The organism is Marinicella litoralis, from assembly GCF_002591915.1.
In the GTDB taxonomy this organism is placed as follows: domain Bacteria; phylum Pseudomonadota; class Gammaproteobacteria; order Xanthomonadales; family Marinicellaceae; genus Marinicella; species Marinicella litoralis.
The window spans coordinates 383,928-401,614 of the sequence record NZ_NIHB01000002.1; the positions used below are offsets into that span (position 1 = coordinate 383,928).

Sequence of the window (17,687 nt, forward strand, 5' to 3'; positions counted from 1 at the left end):
TTATTTTTTAGTGGGTTTTGATTTATTTTCAGCCAATACAGCAGTTTCCAATGTATTGGCGGCTTCTCTGATGTATTTGGCAAACTTATCAACGTCAGGCATCACATTGGCTGCCACTGTTGGGCTGATTGATAACATACCATTATAACTGAAAACTGGCATGATGAGACCCATACCATCGAACACCGGCGCCATCCCCATATGAGCCAGCATCAGATGGCCATTCATATACAAAGGTACCTGAGGCCCAGGCACGTTGGTGATGACTAAATTGAAAAAAGGCCGATGCTTTTTTGATACTTTCATGCGCGTATAAAGGCGGGTTGATTGTGCACCCAGTGCGAATGGAATGAATTCAGCATAATCAATCAACTGTTTGGCACCTATGGCATTTTGATAGGATTTACCCTGCCGGGTGCTTTGGTGGATTTTAGACAATTGTTCAATCGGGTCTGCTTCCGTGGTTGGTAACTGGACCAACATCGCCGACACTTGATTGCCCATGTCATCTTTTTCAGATGAAGTGCGGGTTGATACCGGCACCATGGCAACCAAGGGTTTTTCTGGCAACTCATCTTTTTCCAACAAATACCGACGCAATGCACCCGTACAAATGGTCAATACCACGTCATTCAAAGTAGCACCTGCCACGGCATGTCTTAACATCTTGACGCGTTCCAATGACAACAATGCGGTGTTCCACAACCTTTTAGAAGAAACTGGCTGATTCAAAATACTGAATGGTGCATTGAACAGTGAACGGGGTACTTCGGTATTTTGCACCCTAGATAGGCGACCTGCTTGCCAAGTTGACTTGGCAGTTTCTAACAACAAACCCGGTAATTTAAATGGCCGCTTGATAAAATTAATGGTGCTGTGTTTAAGCAAAGTCAAATCACCTGGTAAGGGTTCAACCACTTTGCTCGGCATAGGCGGTATTTTTCTTGGTTTTTTGGTGACATCAAACAGCAAACCCATGATTGCTGCACCAGAGGCACCATCAATGGCCGCATGGTGGATTTTGCTGATGATGGCCACTGAGCCCTTAGGCACTTGAGAAACGGCATCCAAACCTTCCACAAACACAAACTCCCACAAGGGGCGATTGCGATCAAGTTTCTGTGCAAAAATCCGCGAGGCCAACTTGCGTAAAGCTTGCCAATCACCTGGTTTTGGTAACGCTGCATGATGCAAGTGCATGTCAATATCAAAATCAGGATCATCAACCCAATAAGGGTGATCTAAACTCAAGGGCACTTGAACCAATCGCTGACTCAACCTGGGTGCCAAAGGCAGGCGTTCAAGTAAAAAACTTCTGAAATCATCAAATGACAAGGAACCTTCATACACATTCAAGCCACCTACATGCATGGGCTGGCTGTCTGTTTCTAAATATAAAAATGATGAATCCAAGCCACTGAGTGGTTGCATGCGTCTATCCTGATAAATTGACCAACAATCATAGCAGAATTTCTTGGCTAGATTGATGCATGAGGATTAAAAATAATGAGAGAATATTTACTCAACAAGGCACCATTTTTGTTCGGCCAAAACACCTAACCAGCAACCACATATGGAATTGTTGTCATTAATCCACAAAATCTTCACTGCTTCAGCTTAAAATAAAGCGGTTATTAAGCTGGATACACTCATGAAAAAAATACTGATAGCCACCCTGATGATTGTCACCTTGGCACCCATTTCTAATGCCCATGGCGATGAACACAACAAGCAAAGCCACGAGATAGATGTAACGGTTTTTGCGGACGGACTTAAGCAACCATGGGGCATGACATTTTTGCCAGATGGCCGGCTGTTGGTTACTGAGAAAGCCGGTCACTTACGCATCATAGACACCAATGGTCAAGTTTCCGTACCCATCGAAGGCGTGCCTGCGGTCAACACCAAAGGACAAGGCGGCCTATTGGACGTGGTTCTTGACCCAAATTTTATCGAAAATAAAACCATCTACTTTTCATATGCCCTGCTAGAACAAGACGACAATGAATCGAGAACGGCTGTGGCAAAGGCACAACTGCACAACGACACCTTGAGTCATGTCAAACCCATTTGGCAACAAGCACACAGCAAAAAAGCAGGGTATCATTATGGATCAAGATTGGTATTTGACCGAACTGGCCACCTCTTTGTTACCTTGGGAGATCGCAATTACGGCAAAGATGAAGTTCAAGATTTAAGCACACATTTTGGTAAAGTGGTGCGCATAGACACCGATGGAAAACCAGCCGCAAATAATCCGTTTCTGAACCAGTCCAATGCCCTACCCGACATATACAGTTATGGGCATCGCAACATACAAGGCGCATTTTTACACCCTGAAACTGGTGAGTTGTGGGCCAATGAACATGGGCCTCGCGGTGGTGATGAAATCAATGTCATCAAGGCAGGTCATAATTACGGTTGGCCGGTGATTACCTATGGCATCAATTACAACGGCACTCCCATCACTGACAAAAGATTTATGGAAGGCATGGAACAACCGATACACTATTGGGACCCATCAATTGCCACCTCTGGCATGTTGATTTATAACGGTAAAGCTTTTCCCAACTGGCAAGGTGATATTTTCACTGGTGCATTGAAATTAATGCATTTGAATCGCATCAAACTCAATGACCAGCACCAAGTGTTGACCGAAGAACGATTACTCAAAGCACAGAAACAACGCATCAGAGCCATTGAACAAGGACCTGATGGATTCATTTATGTGGCGACAGATAATTCTGCCGGTCAAATCCTTAAAATCACACCGGCCCAATAAATACGTTCATTATGAAATTAATCAATGCGCTGATATTGCTGTTATTCAGTATCAGCGTAGCTTGGTCGGCAACAAAGACTATTACGGCAGACCCACACGACAGTTCCAAACCAAACACTGAAATTAATCCCAATGCGGACAAGGTCATTGAACAGGATGTTTTGGTGGTCAGTGATTCAGCAAAAGCACTACCGGCCCCATTACAAACAGCAGCCAAGCGAATCAAAGCATGGTCCGGTGCGGCCAACATCAATACGGCTGAGATGTGGCAACAGCAACGTGCCACCAACATCAAAGATGTGTTGGATTACATGCCGGGGGTGTTTGCACAACAGCGCAACGGTGCAGAAAGTGCGCGTATTGCAATCAGAGGATCTGGTTTAGGACGTCAGTTCCAAGGTGGTGGCTTATTGCTGCTACAAGATGGCATCCCCTTAAACACTGCCGATGGTTCATTTGATTTTCAAGCCGTAGATCCTTGGTTGATTGACTACATCACTGTTCATCGAGGCGCCAATGGTATGGCCCTGGGTGGCAGTACCTTAGGTGGTGTTATTAACCTTGGCAGTACTTTACCTGATATGGCAGAAAACAAACTATTTCGTGTCTCTGCTGGCAGTTACGGTACACGGCGAGTTATGGTCGGATACACCACTGATGTCAGTCAGACCGAAGATGCATTGCGCTTACGTGCCAGTCACTTCAGTCAACAAGGGTTTAGGGTCCAGAACCAACAAAACAGCAATCGCTTGGACCTACAGTATTTATCCAAATTAGATGCAGGCTGGCAACAGCGCATCGGTCTTTACCATTTAAACAGCCAAGCTGAATTGCCCAGCAGTTTATCTCGGGCATTGATCATGGCCGATCCAAGACAATCAAGGGCTTTTAATATCAATGGCAATTTCAATCGAGACCTGACCTTAAGCCGCCTCTCCTATCAATTATTCAGCCCTGAAAACAGCCAGCAATTGTGGTCAGCCACATTTTTTATCGCAAGCAAGACGTTGGACAATCCAGTTTTCACTTATATCAACCGAGATTCTGATGATGCCGGCATCCACATCAATTGGCAATACGATAACCACCGCCTTGTTATCAACAGCCAATGGGGACAACAAGATGAGCTGCGACGTGAAAATGAAGCAGGTGTTCCTGGTGCATTGCGGTTGTCACGACAACAAACGGCACAGACCACAAGTGCCAGCTATCAATTCCAATACCCATTGTGGCCAAACAGCCACCACGAAAAATTAACCTTGTCTCTGGGGTTACAGGCCATCCATGCCAGACGAGACATCAACGAAACCATGCCTCAAGCCATCACCAGCCAACGCACTTACTCACAAATCAACCCACGCCTTGCCCTGTTATACCAATCACAGAACAACCAACAATGGTTCACCAGCCTTACTCGCAGCTTTGAGGCCCCTACGTTCGCCGAACTGAACAACGGCAACCAAGCCGGTATCAATACACCATTAAAGGCTCAATCAGCAGTCAGTTTTGAACTTGGCACACGTGGATTCAATGACCTTATCAGTTGGGATGTCAGTGCTTATTACAGCCGATTGGACAATGAGTTTATCCGTTTCCGTTTTCCAGATGGTGCAACCAAAACCACCAATGCCAATGATTCCATACACTGGGGGTTGGAGGCAGGCCTTGTATGGACCATCAAAGACAATATGGTTTCAGTCGGTGACCAAGTGACGCTGACCAGCCATTATTTGTTCAACCAATTTCATTTAGACAATGACCCAGTTTACGGCAACAACCTCATACCCGGCATTCCGGAACATTACATCCAATCCAAACTACTTTACAGACACCCTTCAGGCTGGACAGTTGGTCCCAATATTGAATGGATTCCATCCGCTTACTATATTGATTTGGCCAACAGCTTTCGCACTGAAAACCATATACTGGCAGGCCTCAGTATCAGTTACCTCAGCCCAAATGGTTTTGAATGGTTTATTGATGCCAAAAACATCAACAACCAAACCCACATCAGTACCACCCTGCCAATCCCAGATACAGGTGACAATGACGGTAATTATTTTTACAGTGGTGAAGGACGTGCCTTCTACACCGGGCTAAAGTGGACGTTTTAAATCAAATAACATTCCAATGACTACATCACGCCATGTTGCAGTATAATAATCAATAACAAACCATGTTAAATCAGGCAAATGCAGAAAATACACGTAACCGTTTATTTTAACCAAGACATCGCTGATGTATTTTCAGCAGTCAGTGATCACCGCAGTTTTCTGACGGGTGGTGGCTTGACTTGTCATTTAATCAAAAAGGGCGCTGTCAATAAAAATGGCTTGGGTGCCGTGCGCACCGTTCGTACCAAGACACACACCTTTACCGAAGAAATCAATGCATTTGAAGAAAACGAAAGTTTCGATTATTTAATCACAGCAATCAAACCGAAAATGGCCATGAAGCACCATGCCGGTTGGTTAGAGTTCAATGAAGAAAATGGGAAAACCAGGGTTGATTGGCATTCTCATTTCACCATCACTACCCCAATCATTGGCCCATTGATTGGCTGGGTCGTTAAACGAAAAATCGAAAAAGTATTTTTAAACAGGCTGAACCAGCTCAAATAACAACCCCACATATAGCCAGCAGAAACTCCAATAAATCGCCCTCTCTGATTTAAACACCAGGTATGTTTTCTGTAATTCAAATTCAATCAGAAAGTTAACAATGATTAAATCTATCGTAGCCCTAATGACTTTAGGCAAGCGCTGCTTGTAATTGTTTTTAATTGATTGATTGATAACAACATGCAAAAAGTACACGTCAGGGCCTACTATGATCAAAGCCTACCAGAAGTTTTTAATGCCGTAAGCAACCCACACTCGATTTTTAACGGGTCTTAACACACAATGTAAAAATGTGAAAAACGGTCATACTTTTGCCAATGGCTTGGGGCCATCAATACCATCAAAACCACTAAATATGAACTGACTCAAGAAATCACTGCGTGTGAAGAGAATAAAAGTTTTGATTTTAAAATAAAAGAAATTCAACCACATGTCCCTCTGACAACTCAAGAGTTGGGTAGAAGTGGTTGAAATCAAGGGCAAAACCAGGGTTGAGTGGCATTCATGTTTTAGTTATAAAAAATTTTTATTGGGTCATATTCAGGGATGGCTGATTAAAAAAAAGAATTGAAAAATTTTATATTCAACAATTAAACCAACTCAAAATCAACTGATTATTATTTGCTGAAAACCTGTTGGCCACCAACCCAAGTTTCCAACACCTCAGTTTTCCAGATCAATGCAGGTTCAATTTCAAAGATGTCTTGATCAACCACAATAAAGTCTGCCTGTTTGCCAACATCCAAAGATCCACTGTAGCCCTCAGCATGAGCGGCAAATGCGGCATTGATGGTAAATGATTGCAAGGCTTGTTCAACGCTCATCGCTTCATTTTTATACCAACCACCTGCGGGTTGATTCTGCTGATTTTGACGGGTAACTGCAGCATGCAAACCATGAAAAGGATTGATCAACTCTACCGGAAAATCTGACCCCGACGCCACCACCACGCCAGCATTAAATAGTTTTTGCCATGCATAAGCACCCTTGATGCGTTCTGCACCCACCCGGTCCTCTGCCATATTCATGTCTGAAGTGGCATGGGTGGGTTGGATTGAAGCAATTAAATCATGCTTTTTAAATTTGGCGATGTCTTCAAGGCGTAAAATTTGAGCATGTTCAACCCGATGTCTGAGTTGTGAAGATTTCATCTGTGGTCGCGACAACAAATCAATCACTTCGGTATTCCCTTTGTCACCAATGGCATGGACATTGGCTTGAAAATCAGCTTGAACCAATTCATCCAAAAGTGTTTCAATCTGTTCTGGCGTTTGTACATAGGCACCAGTTTGCTTCGGATCATCTGAATACGGCGCATGCATGATGGCACCGTAACTACCTAAAGCACCATCAATCATCAACTTCACCGAACGCACAATAAAATGGTTTTCAATGTTTAAATGACCACTGTTGATTAAACTTGTGAGCTTTTTATGGCTACTGGAAAGCATACCGTATACTCGAATGGGCATGGTCTTGTCAGCTGCCATTTGTTTGAATATTTCATAGCTGTCTACGCCAATGCCAGCATCATGGACAAAGGTTAAACCAACAGCAACCAAATCTTCGAATGCCAGCTCAATGGCTTTTTCTTTCATTGAACGGTTAATTGCTGGCACATGTTGATTCATTTTGTACATCGCATTGTCAATCAAAATGCCTGTAGGTATACCTTCTGAATCCTTAAGAATCAATTCATCATCTTTGGCAGTTTCGCGGTTGATGCCCGCCAATTCCAATGCCTTTGAATTGGCCCAGCCTGCATGGCCATCCACTCGTTTCAACCAAATGGGTTTATCTGTTGAGATTTGATCCAAATCATAGCGATTGGGAAATGCATTACTGTCCCATAAAACTTGATTCCAGCCACGGCCCAAAACCCAAGGGAAATCAGGATTATTTTCAGCATAACGACGTGCATGTTTGACTGTGGCTTCCAATGATTTAAAGCCACGTAAATCCACTAAAATTCGAGACAAACCATAATTCAAAATATGCCCATGGGCATCATGCAAACCCGGCAAAACAAATTGGCCCTTTCCATCTAACACAGTCACTGTTGACATATTGTCTTTATTGGGTTCTAAAATCAGACCAGAGACTGAATCAAACAACAAATCATTGACCTGCTTCAATGCCTTGCCATCATGGCTGTATCCTTTGATATTGGTCAGGTGAATCACTTCACCACAAACAGAAAAACTCAATAAAGTAGCCATGAGCGTGACAATCAATAATTTTGTATGAAACATGATGTTGTGTTGTGGATAAAAAAACAAAATTATATCATCAAGATTCCAAGTAAATAACACTTCTATCAGTATAATGCTTATCACTTCGTTATAAAAAATAGTTGAGGCCACAGATGCATACCATTGAAATCAATCGAGAACCTGTAGAATTGTATAAAATCTTAAAGTTTGAGGGCTTGGTGGGTACCGGTGGCGAAGCAAAAATGGTGATTGACGAAGGTTTGGTTAAAGTCAATGGCAAAACAGAGTTGAGAAGAAGAAACAAAATCCTCAGTGGTGACATCATAGAGTTTAACGGTGAACAATACACCATTGAATTTGTTGAAAGTTAACAGTTCATCATGTGCGCACTTCAAATGGGGTGATTTGTATCATTATTAAAGAGGTGAAGCTTTTGATTAATGGATGACCTGAACGGTGACACTTGAGCACTTGAAGCATTAACGCATGCGGTCCGAAACGGTATCTTGTAAACGCTCCCCGCGCACCATTTCACGGTAGGTGACACCTGCTACAGCCATGCATTTAATGATTTCAATTTCAGCCATGGACTCACCATCATCTTTAAAATATACCACCATACGATGTTGACCCGGCTGCCCCAATTTTACCGCAGTTACCAAAGGCAATGATTTAAAAATATCAGCCACATTGGCCTCAGGATCCTTATCCAGCTTAAAGGTCAAGGCCTTGGTCCTTGATGTTAAATCAGCCACCATTTCATGTGAATGAAGCTGGCCTTTACGTAAAATAATGATTTTTTCACACAAGTCTTCAATCACTTCAAGGTTGTGTGAACTGATTATGATGGTAGATGTTTGCCCCAATTTTCTGATAACGGCTTTAATCGCATCTGAAGTATTGGGGTCCAAGCCTGCAGTGGGCTCATCCAACATAATGATTTCAGGTTCACCCATCAATGCTTGTGCAATGGCCACGCGTTTTAACATACCATGACTTAATCGTTCTGGCAGTTGATTGAATGATTGGTACAAATCGACCAGTTTTAAAACCCTAACGGCCTCACTTTGCGCGGCTTTTTTATTCATCCCTTGTAATTCAGCCAACATAGACAATTGTTTACCCACTGGCAAAGATTTAAGTAAAGTGGCATCTTGCGGCAAAATACTGATACGCCCTCTGATGTGTGCACTGTCCGCATGATGTCCAAGCACTTGAATCGATCCACTGGTGGGCTTTAAAAAACCACACAACAAAGAAAACAAGGTTGTTTTACCGGCCCCATTGGGCCCCACCAATCCAGTGGTTGTGCCTTTATTAACGATTAAATTGACTTGGTCCAAGGCTTTTACTGGGCCAAAATGTTTAGATAAATTATGGGTTTCAATCACATTTTGGCTCATTAGATATCCCTCTTGGAAAAAATGCGCCAGCCCATAAAACCATAAAAGGCTACATACAAAGGCACCAGCATCAAAGCCTGCATAAACTGACTCCACTGCAATTGTATGATCAAACCTTTGGTGGCATTGGGGATTAAATACGAAATCCATTCAGCCGCTTGTGGCATTTTAATCTCAATGACCGCGACAATCACCAAAACCACCACATAGACACTGATACCAACCAATGCCGACAGCCCTGCTGAGCCGACCACCACCGAACACAAAGACATCAAAGCAATAAAAGGCAAAGCATAAACCACCAGGGAAAGCATCACCAAAACACTGTCTAACAGAACGGTTGTAAAACGGGTGTTATCAACAACAATGGCCATCACCGTTGCCACAGCAGTGATTACGATATAAGCCAAAGCCACCAATAAAGTTGCACCCAGAAAACGTGCCACAAATATTTCAATGCGGTTGCACCTGGGAGTCAAAAACCTTAAATACTTACTGCCAATGTCATTGGCTGTTTGGTCACTGGCAGCAAACAACACAAACACAGGAACGGTAGAGACAGCCAATAAGAAAAAGGCCGACAACGTCGGTGATCGGTCGACAAACAATGACCTGGCCACTTTTGGATCGAACAACCAACCAATAAGGACATTGCCTTCTGGATTGGCCAGCCATTGGGCTGCGCCACCGGTTAATTTTGAGAATAGCCACAACCAAAAAACAGCAAAGAACACCAAAAACAACAAGCCTCTGGCACTTCGAATCGCATAATACAGGTCCTGACGAACCAGGGTAATGACAGTAGGAAGCCGCAATGAATTCATTGCGGCCTATACCTGATAGTTAAAGACAAGTTAATTATTCGACATCAACTGGGGCGGCTGAACCACCCATTGATTTGGCAGAAATGATGGCTAAAATACCACCCACCAAACCGATGGTATTGGTAACGCCAAACTGAGTCACCAGGATTCCAATGACCTCAGCCACAATGGCCATCCCTCCTGCCACCATGATGAATTGTGGTTTTTTATCCTGAAACAAAAACACAGCACCAGCAATTAATATACCTACACTGACCAATAAAAACACACCAAATGCCATCATCAAAATACCTGAACCGCCAGCTTCATCTTGAAATTTTTCCAGTTCAGCTTTTTCTGCTTCAGTCATTTGTTGACTTTGTACATAGGCTGAATCAGCCACATTACTTAAACTGGTTGTGGCCGCACCGCCGCCCAAATATACCAGTGATGCCAATAGATTAAAAATGGCTGCTATGATTAAAATTACCCCAGCTGCTACGCGCATAGTGATCTCCTCTTTATTATTATATGAATCAAATCAATATAATTGACTTGTTATCTCTCTTTAAATTTAATCACAGATTTTGTTAAAACACAATCAATTCAATTGACCGTCCGTTTCCAGTTAGCCCCATTCACTGTACCCAGGTTGATTTATTTTTGGTATGATTAACAGGCACCACATGGAATTAATAAAGCAGTGACCATCCCGCTGATATACAGCCCCTTTTACTCATACCCATTTCCGGCCAACCATCGATTTCCGATGGATAAGTTCAAAGCCCTTCATCAATGTTTGACTGAGTCAGGGATTTTGGCTGGACACAATGTATTCAGGCCAGGTCGAGTCAAATCTGAAGTGCTTGAACTGGCCCATGCCAAAGACTACATCCAACGGTTCAGCAACAATCAATTATCCACCAAAGAACTCAGGAAAATGGGACTGCCTTGGAGTGAGGCACTGGTCAAACGATCGATGATTTCTCCCAATGGTACATTATTGACCGGTGCCATTGCATTGAATCAAGGCATTGCCTGTCATATGGCAGGTGGCACCCACCATGCTTACCATGATTTCGGTCGTGGTTATTGTATATTCAATGATTTGGCGGTAGCTGCCAAAGCATTGATTGCTCAGGGAAAGGTCCGGCGTATATTGATTTTTGATTGTGATGTTCATCAAGGTGATGGCACCGCATCAATTTTGCGTAACGATGACAACATATTCACTTGTTCCATTCATTGTGCAAAGAATTTTCCACACCACAAAGAAAAAAGCGATTTAGACATAGGAGTCGCTAAAGGCATGACTGATGAGGCATACCTCGAAGTGGTTTACAACACCTTACTCCAAGCGGTTGATACATCCAAGCCAGACTTGGTGTTTTATGATGCCGGCGTTGATGTATATGCTGGAGATGGTTTGGGTTACCTAGACATCTCTTTGGCTGGCATTGCTGAACGGGAGTATCTGGTACTGAAAACCCTGAAACAACTCAACATTCCTACAGCTACGGTGATTGGCGGTGGTTATGATAAAGACCAATCAGCACTGGCCAAAAGACATGCTTTGGTGTTTCAAGCAGCAGCCTCCCTTCATAAATAATAGAAATACAGTATGCCTCCAGGCAGTATTGAGCACTTATGTCATTACATGAGTCATTAAATTTGGCATTGCCTGTTGTTCAAACAATGTCATACTGTGGAAAAATGAAATAATGATTGATTTTATTGCACTTTTATTAACAAATCTGTTTAATGGTATCAACACCTCATTTCACTCATATAGGCTGCGTCATGATTAAAACGCCAGAAATCGATCAAATCAATAACCACATCACCAACGCAGTGCCTGATTTACCTGATTGCAGGGACTGGTATTACCGCCCTGCTTTGATTAATTTGGCAAGCCGCATTGATCCGCCCAGAAATTTACATATATTGGACCAAAAAAATGAACCCGCATGCACCGGTTTCGCATTGGCTGCAGTGATTAATTACCTCAACCTACAGCGAGGTGATGAAGAGAAAAAAGTGTCCATGCGCATGCTATATGAAATGGCCAGGCGAAATGATGAATGGCAGGGAGAAGATTATTCAGGTTCATCCTGTCGAGGTGCCATCAAAGGTTGGTACAACATGGGTGTGGCCGAAGAAGCACTGTGGTCATACCAAGCCAACAAACCAGGAAAATTCAGTGTGGCTGCCGCAAAAAACGCACGTGCCAATACGGTTGGCGCTTATTATCGATTGAATCACCGGGTTTCTGATTTTCATGCCGCTTTAAACGAAGCCGGGGTAGTTTATTGTTCGGCTAGGGTCCACCAAGGTTGGCAAAAGAAAAATGTCCTCAATGGCAAAATCCCCTTCAGTGAAAAATATGCAGGCAGCCATGCCTTTGCTATTGTTGGCTATGATGACAAAGGTTTTTTGATTCAAAACTCTTGGGGCAAAAAATGGGGTAAAGATGGCCTGGCCATTTGGAGTTATGAAGATTGGCAAAAAAACATTCAAGATGCATGGGTCCTGCGCTTGGCGCTGGGCACACCACAAATTTGGCACTTAGACGCCAACAACCAAGCCTCATACGCAGCCAAAATCATGGCTTCAAAAAAGACCAATCGAGCCGAAATTGCTGGTCACTTTGTACATATTGATGACGGTGAATTCAAAGATTCAGACAAGTATTGGTCTAACTTGGAAGACGTTAAAATCACCACGGATTTGCTCGCTGATTCCAAAGATTATGATCATATATTGCTGTATGCACATGGCGGCTTGAACAGTCCTGACGCTTCAGCCAAGCGCATCGAAAGCATGAAAAGTGTATTCAAAGAAAATCGCATCTACCCGTATCATTTCATGTATGACACCGGGCTTAAAGAAGAGTTGAAAGACTTGATATTCCGCAAAAAAGAACCGGTTGAAGACCGTGCCGGTGGGGTCACCGACGCCACAGATTGGTTGCTAGAAAAATTAACCCGCATCCCAGGCAGGGCATTTTGGCGTGAGATGAAAAGCGGTGCCCGTCTGCCATTCAACAAGCCGGGGGCAGGTACCCAAGTGTTGCAATTGTTTTTGCAAGCATTACAAAAAAACAACCAATCGAGAATACCCAACAAACAAATCAAACTGCACATAATTGGTCACAGCACCGGTGCCATTTTATTGGGTTGGTTATTGAATCGAATCAGTCAGTTACCCACAGCAAAGCGACATCGGATTGCGTCGGCAGCGTTGTTGGCTCCTGCTGCCAGTGTTGATTTTTATAAAGACCATTACCACCCCGCTTTAAAATCCAAAGCCAAAACCCATGGCATCGATGAACTGCATATCTACAACTTAAGTCAACAGCTGGAGTTGGACGACTCGGTGGGGCCATATCGAAAATCTTTGCTGTATTTGGTATCAAGGGCATTCGAAGAAAAACGAAAAACCCCCATCTTGGGCATGCAAAAACATGCAAAATTGGTACCCGACCACCCTAAATTGAAGCGAATCATATCAACTGGTATCAATGGTAAGGTAAAACAAAGTTGGAGTGAAACCCACGGTGGTTTCGATAATGATGTTCGCACCATGAACAGTTTATTAAAAAACATGCTCAAGAAAAACCCCAAGAGGCTATTTACAGCGCAGGATTTAGATTATTAATCCAACCACCCTGTTTCAAAGGCATTCAATTGAACGGGGTTAATTGCTTACTGTAGTGGCATTTATCAGACTTTTAAAGAATACATCAATTTCAACAGCCACATCAACTTCGCCGGCAAACCATGGGTGAATCTTGAGTACCGTATCAACATGCCCAATGTCTTCATCATACAGTTTAGTGATGACGTTGTGCCCAGAGGCTTGTAATTTATTTCTGAAGGTATCAAAATTGAATAAACCCACCGTTTGGTCTCCACGTCCATGAATTAATTTTATCGGCGGTTCTGCACCTTGAACATGGTTATTGACTTTCATTGATTCAAAATTTTCTTGACCAAATGTTTTGATGTATTGAGGCGCCTTTGGTGTGAAATTATACGGTCCTGAGAGCCCAACAAAACCCAAAAAATCCACAGGTGATAAGTCGACGGCAGCCAAGTACTGATGATCAGTAACCAACAATGCACCGGTATGTGCACCAGCAGAGTGGCCAGCCAATAATATCTGTTCAGCATTACCACCATAGGCTTTGATGTTCTGTTTAACCCAAGCAGTCGCCAAAGCAATGTCCTCGATAAAAGTGGGATAACGACCTTCAGGGTATTTGATATAGTCGGCAATCACCACCATATAACCCAAACGACTTAAACCGTCAGCGACAAAGTGATATTGCTCCTTGCTGCCTTTACTCCAACCACCGCCATAAATAAAGAACACCACAGGTGCATTTTGATTGTTTTTTTGCGGGTAAACATTTAATTTTTGCCACGTTTGTTCACCATAGGATATATTTTTTACCGATTTGATGGGATGAAATACTTTCAAAGCACTGTTCAGTAGAAAGGAACCCACGCCACTTTTCGCAGGTGAAGAAATAATCAGCGCCAGCATGCCCAATAAAAGAAAAGTCAAAAGGTGTAATTTCATGGTTTAGCAAAACTGTAAAAGCCAAACCTTACCATTCTGACTGTGAAAGTTATGCGACCGTAATGACTTTGATCCATAAAAACTTTTTCAACGCCCATACCGCGGGCAACGTAACAAATACCCCATTTTAAAAATTTAAGACATTGATTTTAAACCATTTTATTCAGACCATTGAAGTACAAATAAAAACATCTTCTGAATAAACATTGTTTATCCATGCCAAGTTCGTTATTATGGCCACGCATTCAAATATACCTTTCAATACCCGTGATTGAATTAATCATGGTTTGTTACCAAGTTACGGATAAGGTATATAGAATAAACCAGTGAACAATCAAGTCGTTTAAATCGAACGACGATTTTTTAATCTACTTTCCTTGGGGGAAAAATGAAAAATATTTTATTATCATTACTGTTTTTAACCAGCAGTGTATATGCCGCACCAGTCACATTGGACTTTGTCTTTACTGACACCACTACCAACGCACAAACCACAGGTTACATTGTTTTAGAAACTGATTTAATCGACAACCCTGGTTTCAACGAAATCAGCTTACCCAGTCCAGCCGTACTTGATTTACAGTTAACCGTCACCGGTTCTGCATTCAGCGATGGTGACTATAGCATCAGTGATTATGATTTGGTTTTATTCGGCACCAATGGTGCCACATTGAACTTCAACCAAGCGTTGATAGGACAAGCCACCGATGGCTCGCCATGGGGCACTACATTTGATGGTGAATCTGGTGAATTTAATTTCATTAGTTTTGCTCAAGGCCCTCCAGGCCCTCCAGGTGAAGCTAACATGGGTGATTTTTACAACGAGTTTTCACCATCCGGTGTTATCGGTGACCCACCATCAGGCTGTTGGTATTTCACCCTGTGTGAAAATATAAATCAAGATGGCACAGCTGCCAATGGTGGTATCCAAGGTGGTCCATCACCAGCTGTGATGGAGCTTCAATCATTCCAACCACAGACACCACAAGGAGCCCCCGCTTCAGTGCCTACATTATCGTTCTGGGCCATGACATTGATGATTTTTGGTTTATTTACAGTGGTCTTTTTGAAACGCAAGCAACAAGCTTAATATTTCAAATCTTAGACAAAAAAAAGCGCCAGTTTGGCGCTTTTTTTGTGTCCATAAAAATTTCAGAGATGGGAAATTAGATCCGTGTACTCAACCCATTAAAACTGAATTCAAATCATACAAGCCAGCTGGCTTACCATGTATCCATAAGGCGGCATCCAATGCACCTTGCGCAAATATCGCCGGATCATGAGACTCATGCTTTAAGACCATGGTTTCATTATCAAGCTCAATGGTTACTTCATGAATACCAGGGACTTCACCGGTTCTGATGGCATGAATAATCACATCACCCAACAGATAAGTGTCTTCAGCCGTTTTTATCATACTGGATCGGGGTTCAATCGCTTGGGCCAACGAAATGGCAGTGCCTGAAGGTGCGTCTTTCTTATGGATGTGATGGGTTTCAGTGATGCTGAACTTACCATCAGGATTGGTTTGTTTAATGACTTGTAATAAATTTTTCAGGATTTGAATGTTCAGTGAAAAGTTAGATGTCCACATCACATTGGTGTATTTAGCCGCTTGACCAATTCGATCAAAACTGGCTTGGTTCAATCCCGTGGTGCCACTGACCAAAGCGATTTCACTCAAGACACAATAATCAACCAATTCATCAAAGCCTTCGGGGTGAGCAAAGTCGATCACCACATCTGCTTTGACTTCAACCAAGGAATCTGTCGCCGTTAAACCTATTTCGTCGATTCCTATCAAATCACCCAAGTCTTTACCCAGGTATTGACTGGTTGGCGACACCAAGCCTGCCACCAAATTAAATTGGGGGTTGGCCAAAACAAGTTTCAATAGTTTGCGGCCTATTCTTCCCGAAACACCGGAAATGATTACATTAATGGCTTGGTTCATGGTTTTATTACTCTGTGGTTGTTGCATCGATTTGGGTTCAATTTTGCATGAATTAAAATGAATTTTCGACTCTTTTTTGTTCAATTTATCACATCACTGTTCATTGCAATAATGGCTAACATAAAAAAGCCTGTCCACAAAGAAAAGCAAACAGGCTAATTAGCGGGTTTGGCTGTTGCCTTCAACCGGTCATTTTGTCTAAAAATGATTTTACATTGTCAAACCACCCTTTGCGTTTAGGGTTGTTTTTATCACCACCGGCTTTGATGGTTTTGTCCAACTCTTTTAATAAATCCTTTTGTTCAGCGGATAAATTCACCGGCGTTTCTACATTCACTTTGCAATACAAATCTCCGGTGCTGTGTGATCGCACTGATTTCACCCCTTTACCACGCAACCTGAACTGTTTGCCTGATTGCGTTTCACTGGGAACTTTGAGCATCACTTCGCCAGAGAGTGTTGGCACTTTAATCTCACCACCCAAACAAGCTGTGGTGAAATCAATTGGCATTTCACAAAACAAGGAATCGCCTTCACGCACAAACAACTTATGTGGCAGCACATGAATATCTACATACAAGTCTCCAGCAGGACCACCTTGCGGTCCCGCTTCGCCTTTACCTGACAAGCGAATTCGGTCACCTTGGTCTACACCGGCAGGTATTTTGACATTCAGTTTGCTGTTTTCTTTGCGACGGCCTTCACCACCACATGAACCACAGGGGTTGCTGATGACAGATCCCTTGCCACGACAATCAGGACAGGCTTGTTGTACCGAAAACATGCCTTGTTGCATCCTGACTTGGCCTATGCCATTACAGGTTTGACATGACTTGGATTCGCCGTCTTTGGAGCCAGAACCGTTGCATGGATCACAAGCAACCATGCTGGGAATATTGATTTCCTTATTGACACCATTGATGGCCTCTTCCAATTCAACCGTCATCTCGATTTGTACATCACGACCACGTTGTGGGCCTGCAGAACGACCACCTCTGCGTCCGCCGCCACCAAATATATCGCTGAAGATATCACCAAAGATATCTCCCACATCACCTTGGAAACCGCCACCACCAAAACCACCAGGGCCGCCTTGGCCACTGACAGCATCGAAACCATATTGATCATAAGTTTGGCGTTTTTTCTCGTCTTTCAAGATTTCATAAGCCATTTGGGCTTCTTTAAACTTATCTTGAGCCGTTGGGTCATCCACATTGCGATCTGGATGGTATTTCATTGCAGTGCGTTTAAATGCTTTTTTAATTTCAGCTGATGTCGCTGATTTTTTGATACCAAGCGTTTCGTATAAATCTTTTTGTGCCATGTT

Annotated in this window: 15 protein-coding genes; 7 read left to right on the forward strand and 8 right to left on the reverse strand. The window is 43.0% G+C overall.

The window, feature by feature from the left end; genetic code table 11:
• Entirely contained in the window at positions 1 to 1,431 is a 1,431-nt protein-coding gene (locus tag CCS90_RS08125; protein ID WP_099019044.1) for a WS/DGAT/MGAT family O-acyltransferase, read from the reverse strand.
• A gap of 220 nt (positions 1,432 to 1,651) precedes the next feature.
• Between CCS90_RS08125 and CCS90_RS08130 the strand changes: the two genes are divergently transcribed.
• The 3 genes from CCS90_RS08130 to CCS90_RS08140 all read left to right on the forward strand — a co-directional run bounded on the left by CCS90_RS08130 (position 1,652) and on the right by CCS90_RS08140 (position 5,403).
• The gene (locus CCS90_RS08130; protein WP_211336989.1) at positions 1,652 to 2,782 is read left to right on the forward strand and encodes a PQQ-dependent sugar dehydrogenase; all 1,131 of its coding nucleotides are present in this window, start codon (positions 1,652 to 1,654) and stop codon (positions 2,780 to 2,782) included.
• Between the two features lie 11 nt (positions 2,783 to 2,793).
• Complete coding sequence (locus tag CCS90_RS08135) at positions 2,794 to 4,896, forward strand: TonB-dependent receptor family protein (RefSeq protein ID WP_099019045.1); 2,103 nt, start codon at positions 2,794 to 2,796, stop codon at positions 4,894 to 4,896.
• A 78-nt stretch (positions 4,897 to 4,974) separates the two neighbouring features.
• Positions 4,975 to 5,403 carry an SRPBCC family protein gene (locus CCS90_RS08140; RefSeq protein ID WP_099019046.1) on the forward strand — a complete coding sequence of 143 codons (429 nt, stop codon included), beginning with the start codon at positions 4,975 to 4,977 and terminating at the stop codon, positions 5,401 to 5,403.
• A gap of 617 nt (positions 5,404 to 6,020) precedes the next feature.
• Here the strand turns inward: CCS90_RS08140 and CCS90_RS08145 are convergent.
• On the reverse strand, positions 6,021 to 7,655 hold the full coding sequence (locus tag CCS90_RS08145) for an amidohydrolase (protein WP_133566450.1): 1,635 nt from the start codon (positions 7,653 to 7,655) through the stop codon (positions 6,021 to 6,023).
• Between the two features lie 113 nt (positions 7,656 to 7,768).
• Between CCS90_RS08145 and CCS90_RS08150 the strand changes: the two genes are divergently transcribed.
• Positions 7,769 to 7,987, forward strand: coding sequence for an RNA-binding S4 domain-containing protein (locus CCS90_RS08150; RefSeq protein WP_099019048.1), 219 nt, complete (start codon positions 7,769 to 7,771; stop codon positions 7,985 to 7,987).
• Between the two features lie 108 nt (positions 7,988 to 8,095).
• Here CCS90_RS08150 and CCS90_RS08155 read toward each other — a convergent pair whose 3' ends face one another.
• The 3 genes from CCS90_RS08155 to CCS90_RS08160 are packed head-to-tail and all read right to left on the reverse strand — an operon-like array spanning position 8,096 to position 10,330.
• A complete protein-coding gene (locus tag CCS90_RS08155) occupies positions 8,096 to 9,019 on the reverse strand; it encodes an ABC transporter ATP-binding protein (protein WP_162846760.1) in 924 nt (307 codons plus the stop codon).
• Positions 9,019 to 9,843 (reverse strand): hypothetical protein, encoded by an 825-nt coding sequence (locus tag CCS90_RS14940; protein ID WP_162846761.1) that lies wholly within the window; start codon positions 9,841 to 9,843, stop codon positions 9,019 to 9,021. Before CCS90_RS14940 ends, CCS90_RS08155 begins: the two co-directional genes overlap by 1 nt.
• 34 nt (positions 9,844 to 9,877) lie before the next feature.
• Positions 9,878 to 10,330 carry a hypothetical protein gene (locus tag CCS90_RS08160; protein ID WP_099019050.1) on the reverse strand — a complete coding sequence of 151 codons (453 nt, stop codon included), beginning with the start codon at positions 10,328 to 10,330 and terminating at the stop codon, positions 9,878 to 9,880.
• A gap of 195 nt (positions 10,331 to 10,525) precedes the next feature.
• Between CCS90_RS08160 and CCS90_RS08165 the strand changes: the two genes are divergently transcribed.
• Both CCS90_RS08165 and CCS90_RS08170 read left to right on the forward strand, forming a co-directional pair.
• Positions 10,526 to 11,431, forward strand: coding sequence for a histone deacetylase family protein (locus CCS90_RS08165; RefSeq protein ID WP_246026998.1), 906 nt, complete (start codon positions 10,526 to 10,528; stop codon positions 11,429 to 11,431).
• A gap of 191 nt (positions 11,432 to 11,622) precedes the next feature.
• The gene (locus CCS90_RS08170) at positions 11,623 to 13,479 is read left to right on the forward strand and encodes a C1 family peptidase (protein ID WP_162846762.1); all 1,857 of its coding nucleotides are present in this window, start codon (positions 11,623 to 11,625) and stop codon (positions 13,477 to 13,479) included.
• Between the two features lie 39 nt (positions 13,480 to 13,518).
• Here the strand turns inward: CCS90_RS08170 and CCS90_RS08175 are convergent, their stop codons facing one another.
• Positions 13,519 to 14,406, reverse strand: a complete 888-nt coding sequence (locus CCS90_RS08175) for an alpha/beta hydrolase (RefSeq protein ID WP_211336990.1) — start codon at positions 14,404 to 14,406, stop codon at positions 13,519 to 13,521.
• Positions 14,407 to 14,794: 388 nt separating this feature from the next.
• On the opposite strand from CCS90_RS08175, the gene CCS90_RS08180 reads away from it, so the two are divergent.
• Entirely contained in the window at positions 14,795 to 15,496 is a 702-nt protein-coding gene (locus CCS90_RS08180) for a hypothetical protein (protein ID WP_099019053.1), read from the forward strand.
• A gap of 90 nt (positions 15,497 to 15,586) precedes the next feature.
• Here the strand turns inward: CCS90_RS08180 and dapB are convergent, their stop codons facing one another.
• A complete protein-coding gene (gene dapB / locus CCS90_RS08185; protein ID WP_162846763.1) occupies positions 15,587 to 16,360 on the reverse strand; it encodes a 4-hydroxy-tetrahydrodipicolinate reductase in 774 nt (257 codons plus the stop codon).
• Between the two features lie 181 nt (positions 16,361 to 16,541).
• Positions 16,542 to 17,684 carry a molecular chaperone DnaJ gene (gene dnaJ, locus CCS90_RS08190; RefSeq protein ID WP_099019055.1) on the reverse strand — a complete coding sequence of 381 codons (1,143 nt, stop codon included), beginning with the start codon at positions 17,682 to 17,684 and terminating at the stop codon, positions 16,542 to 16,544.
• Positions 17,685 to 17,687 lie beyond the last annotated feature (3 nt).

What these genes read in the sequence shown, in the direction of transcription:
- CCS90_RS08125 (WP_099019044.1), bottom strand. Translation starts at nt 1,431, where the DNA reads ATGCAACCACTCAGTGGCTTGGATTCATCATTTTTATATTTAGAAACA.
- CCS90_RS08130 (WP_211336989.1), top strand. Translation starts at nt 1,652, where the DNA reads ATGAAAAAAATACTGATAGCCACCCTGATGATTGTCACCTTGGCACCC.
- CCS90_RS08135 (WP_099019045.1), top strand. Translation starts at nt 2,794, where the DNA reads ATGAAATTAATCAATGCGCTGATATTGCTGTTATTCAGTATCAGCGTA.
- CCS90_RS08140 (WP_099019046.1), top strand. Translation starts at nt 4,975, where the DNA reads ATGCAGAAAATACACGTAACCGTTTATTTTAACCAAGACATCGCTGAT.
- CCS90_RS08145 (WP_133566450.1), bottom strand. Translation starts at nt 7,655, where the DNA reads ATGTTTCATACAAAATTATTGATTGTCACGCTCATGGCTACTTTATTG.
- CCS90_RS08150 (WP_099019048.1), top strand. Translation starts at nt 7,769, where the DNA reads ATGCATACCATTGAAATCAATCGAGAACCTGTAGAATTGTATAAAATC.
- CCS90_RS08155 (WP_162846760.1), bottom strand. Translation starts at nt 9,019, where the DNA reads ATGAGCCAAAATGTGATTGAAACCCATAATTTATCTAAACATTTTGGC.
- CCS90_RS14940 (WP_162846761.1), bottom strand. Translation starts at nt 9,843, where the DNA reads ATGAATTCATTGCGGCTTCCTACTGTCATTACCCTGGTTCGTCAGGAC.
- CCS90_RS08160 (WP_099019050.1), bottom strand. Translation starts at nt 10,330, where the DNA reads ATGCGCGTAGCAGCTGGGGTAATTTTAATCATAGCAGCCATTTTTAAT.
- CCS90_RS08170 (WP_162846762.1), top strand. Translation starts at nt 11,623, where the DNA reads ATGATTAAAACGCCAGAAATCGATCAAATCAATAACCACATCACCAAC.
- CCS90_RS08175 (WP_211336990.1), bottom strand. Translation starts at nt 14,406, where the DNA reads ATGAAATTACACCTTTTGACTTTTCTTTTATTGGGCATGCTGGCGCTG.
- CCS90_RS08180 (WP_099019053.1), top strand. Translation starts at nt 14,795, where the DNA reads ATGAAAAATATTTTATTATCATTACTGTTTTTAACCAGCAGTGTATAT.
- dapB (WP_162846763.1), bottom strand. Translation starts at nt 16,360, where the DNA reads ATGAACCAAGCCATTAATGTAATCATTTCCGGTGTTTCGGGAAGAATA.
- dnaJ (WP_099019055.1), bottom strand. Translation starts at nt 17,684, where the DNA reads ATGGCACAAAAAGATTTATACGAAACGCTTGGTATCAAAAAATCAGCG.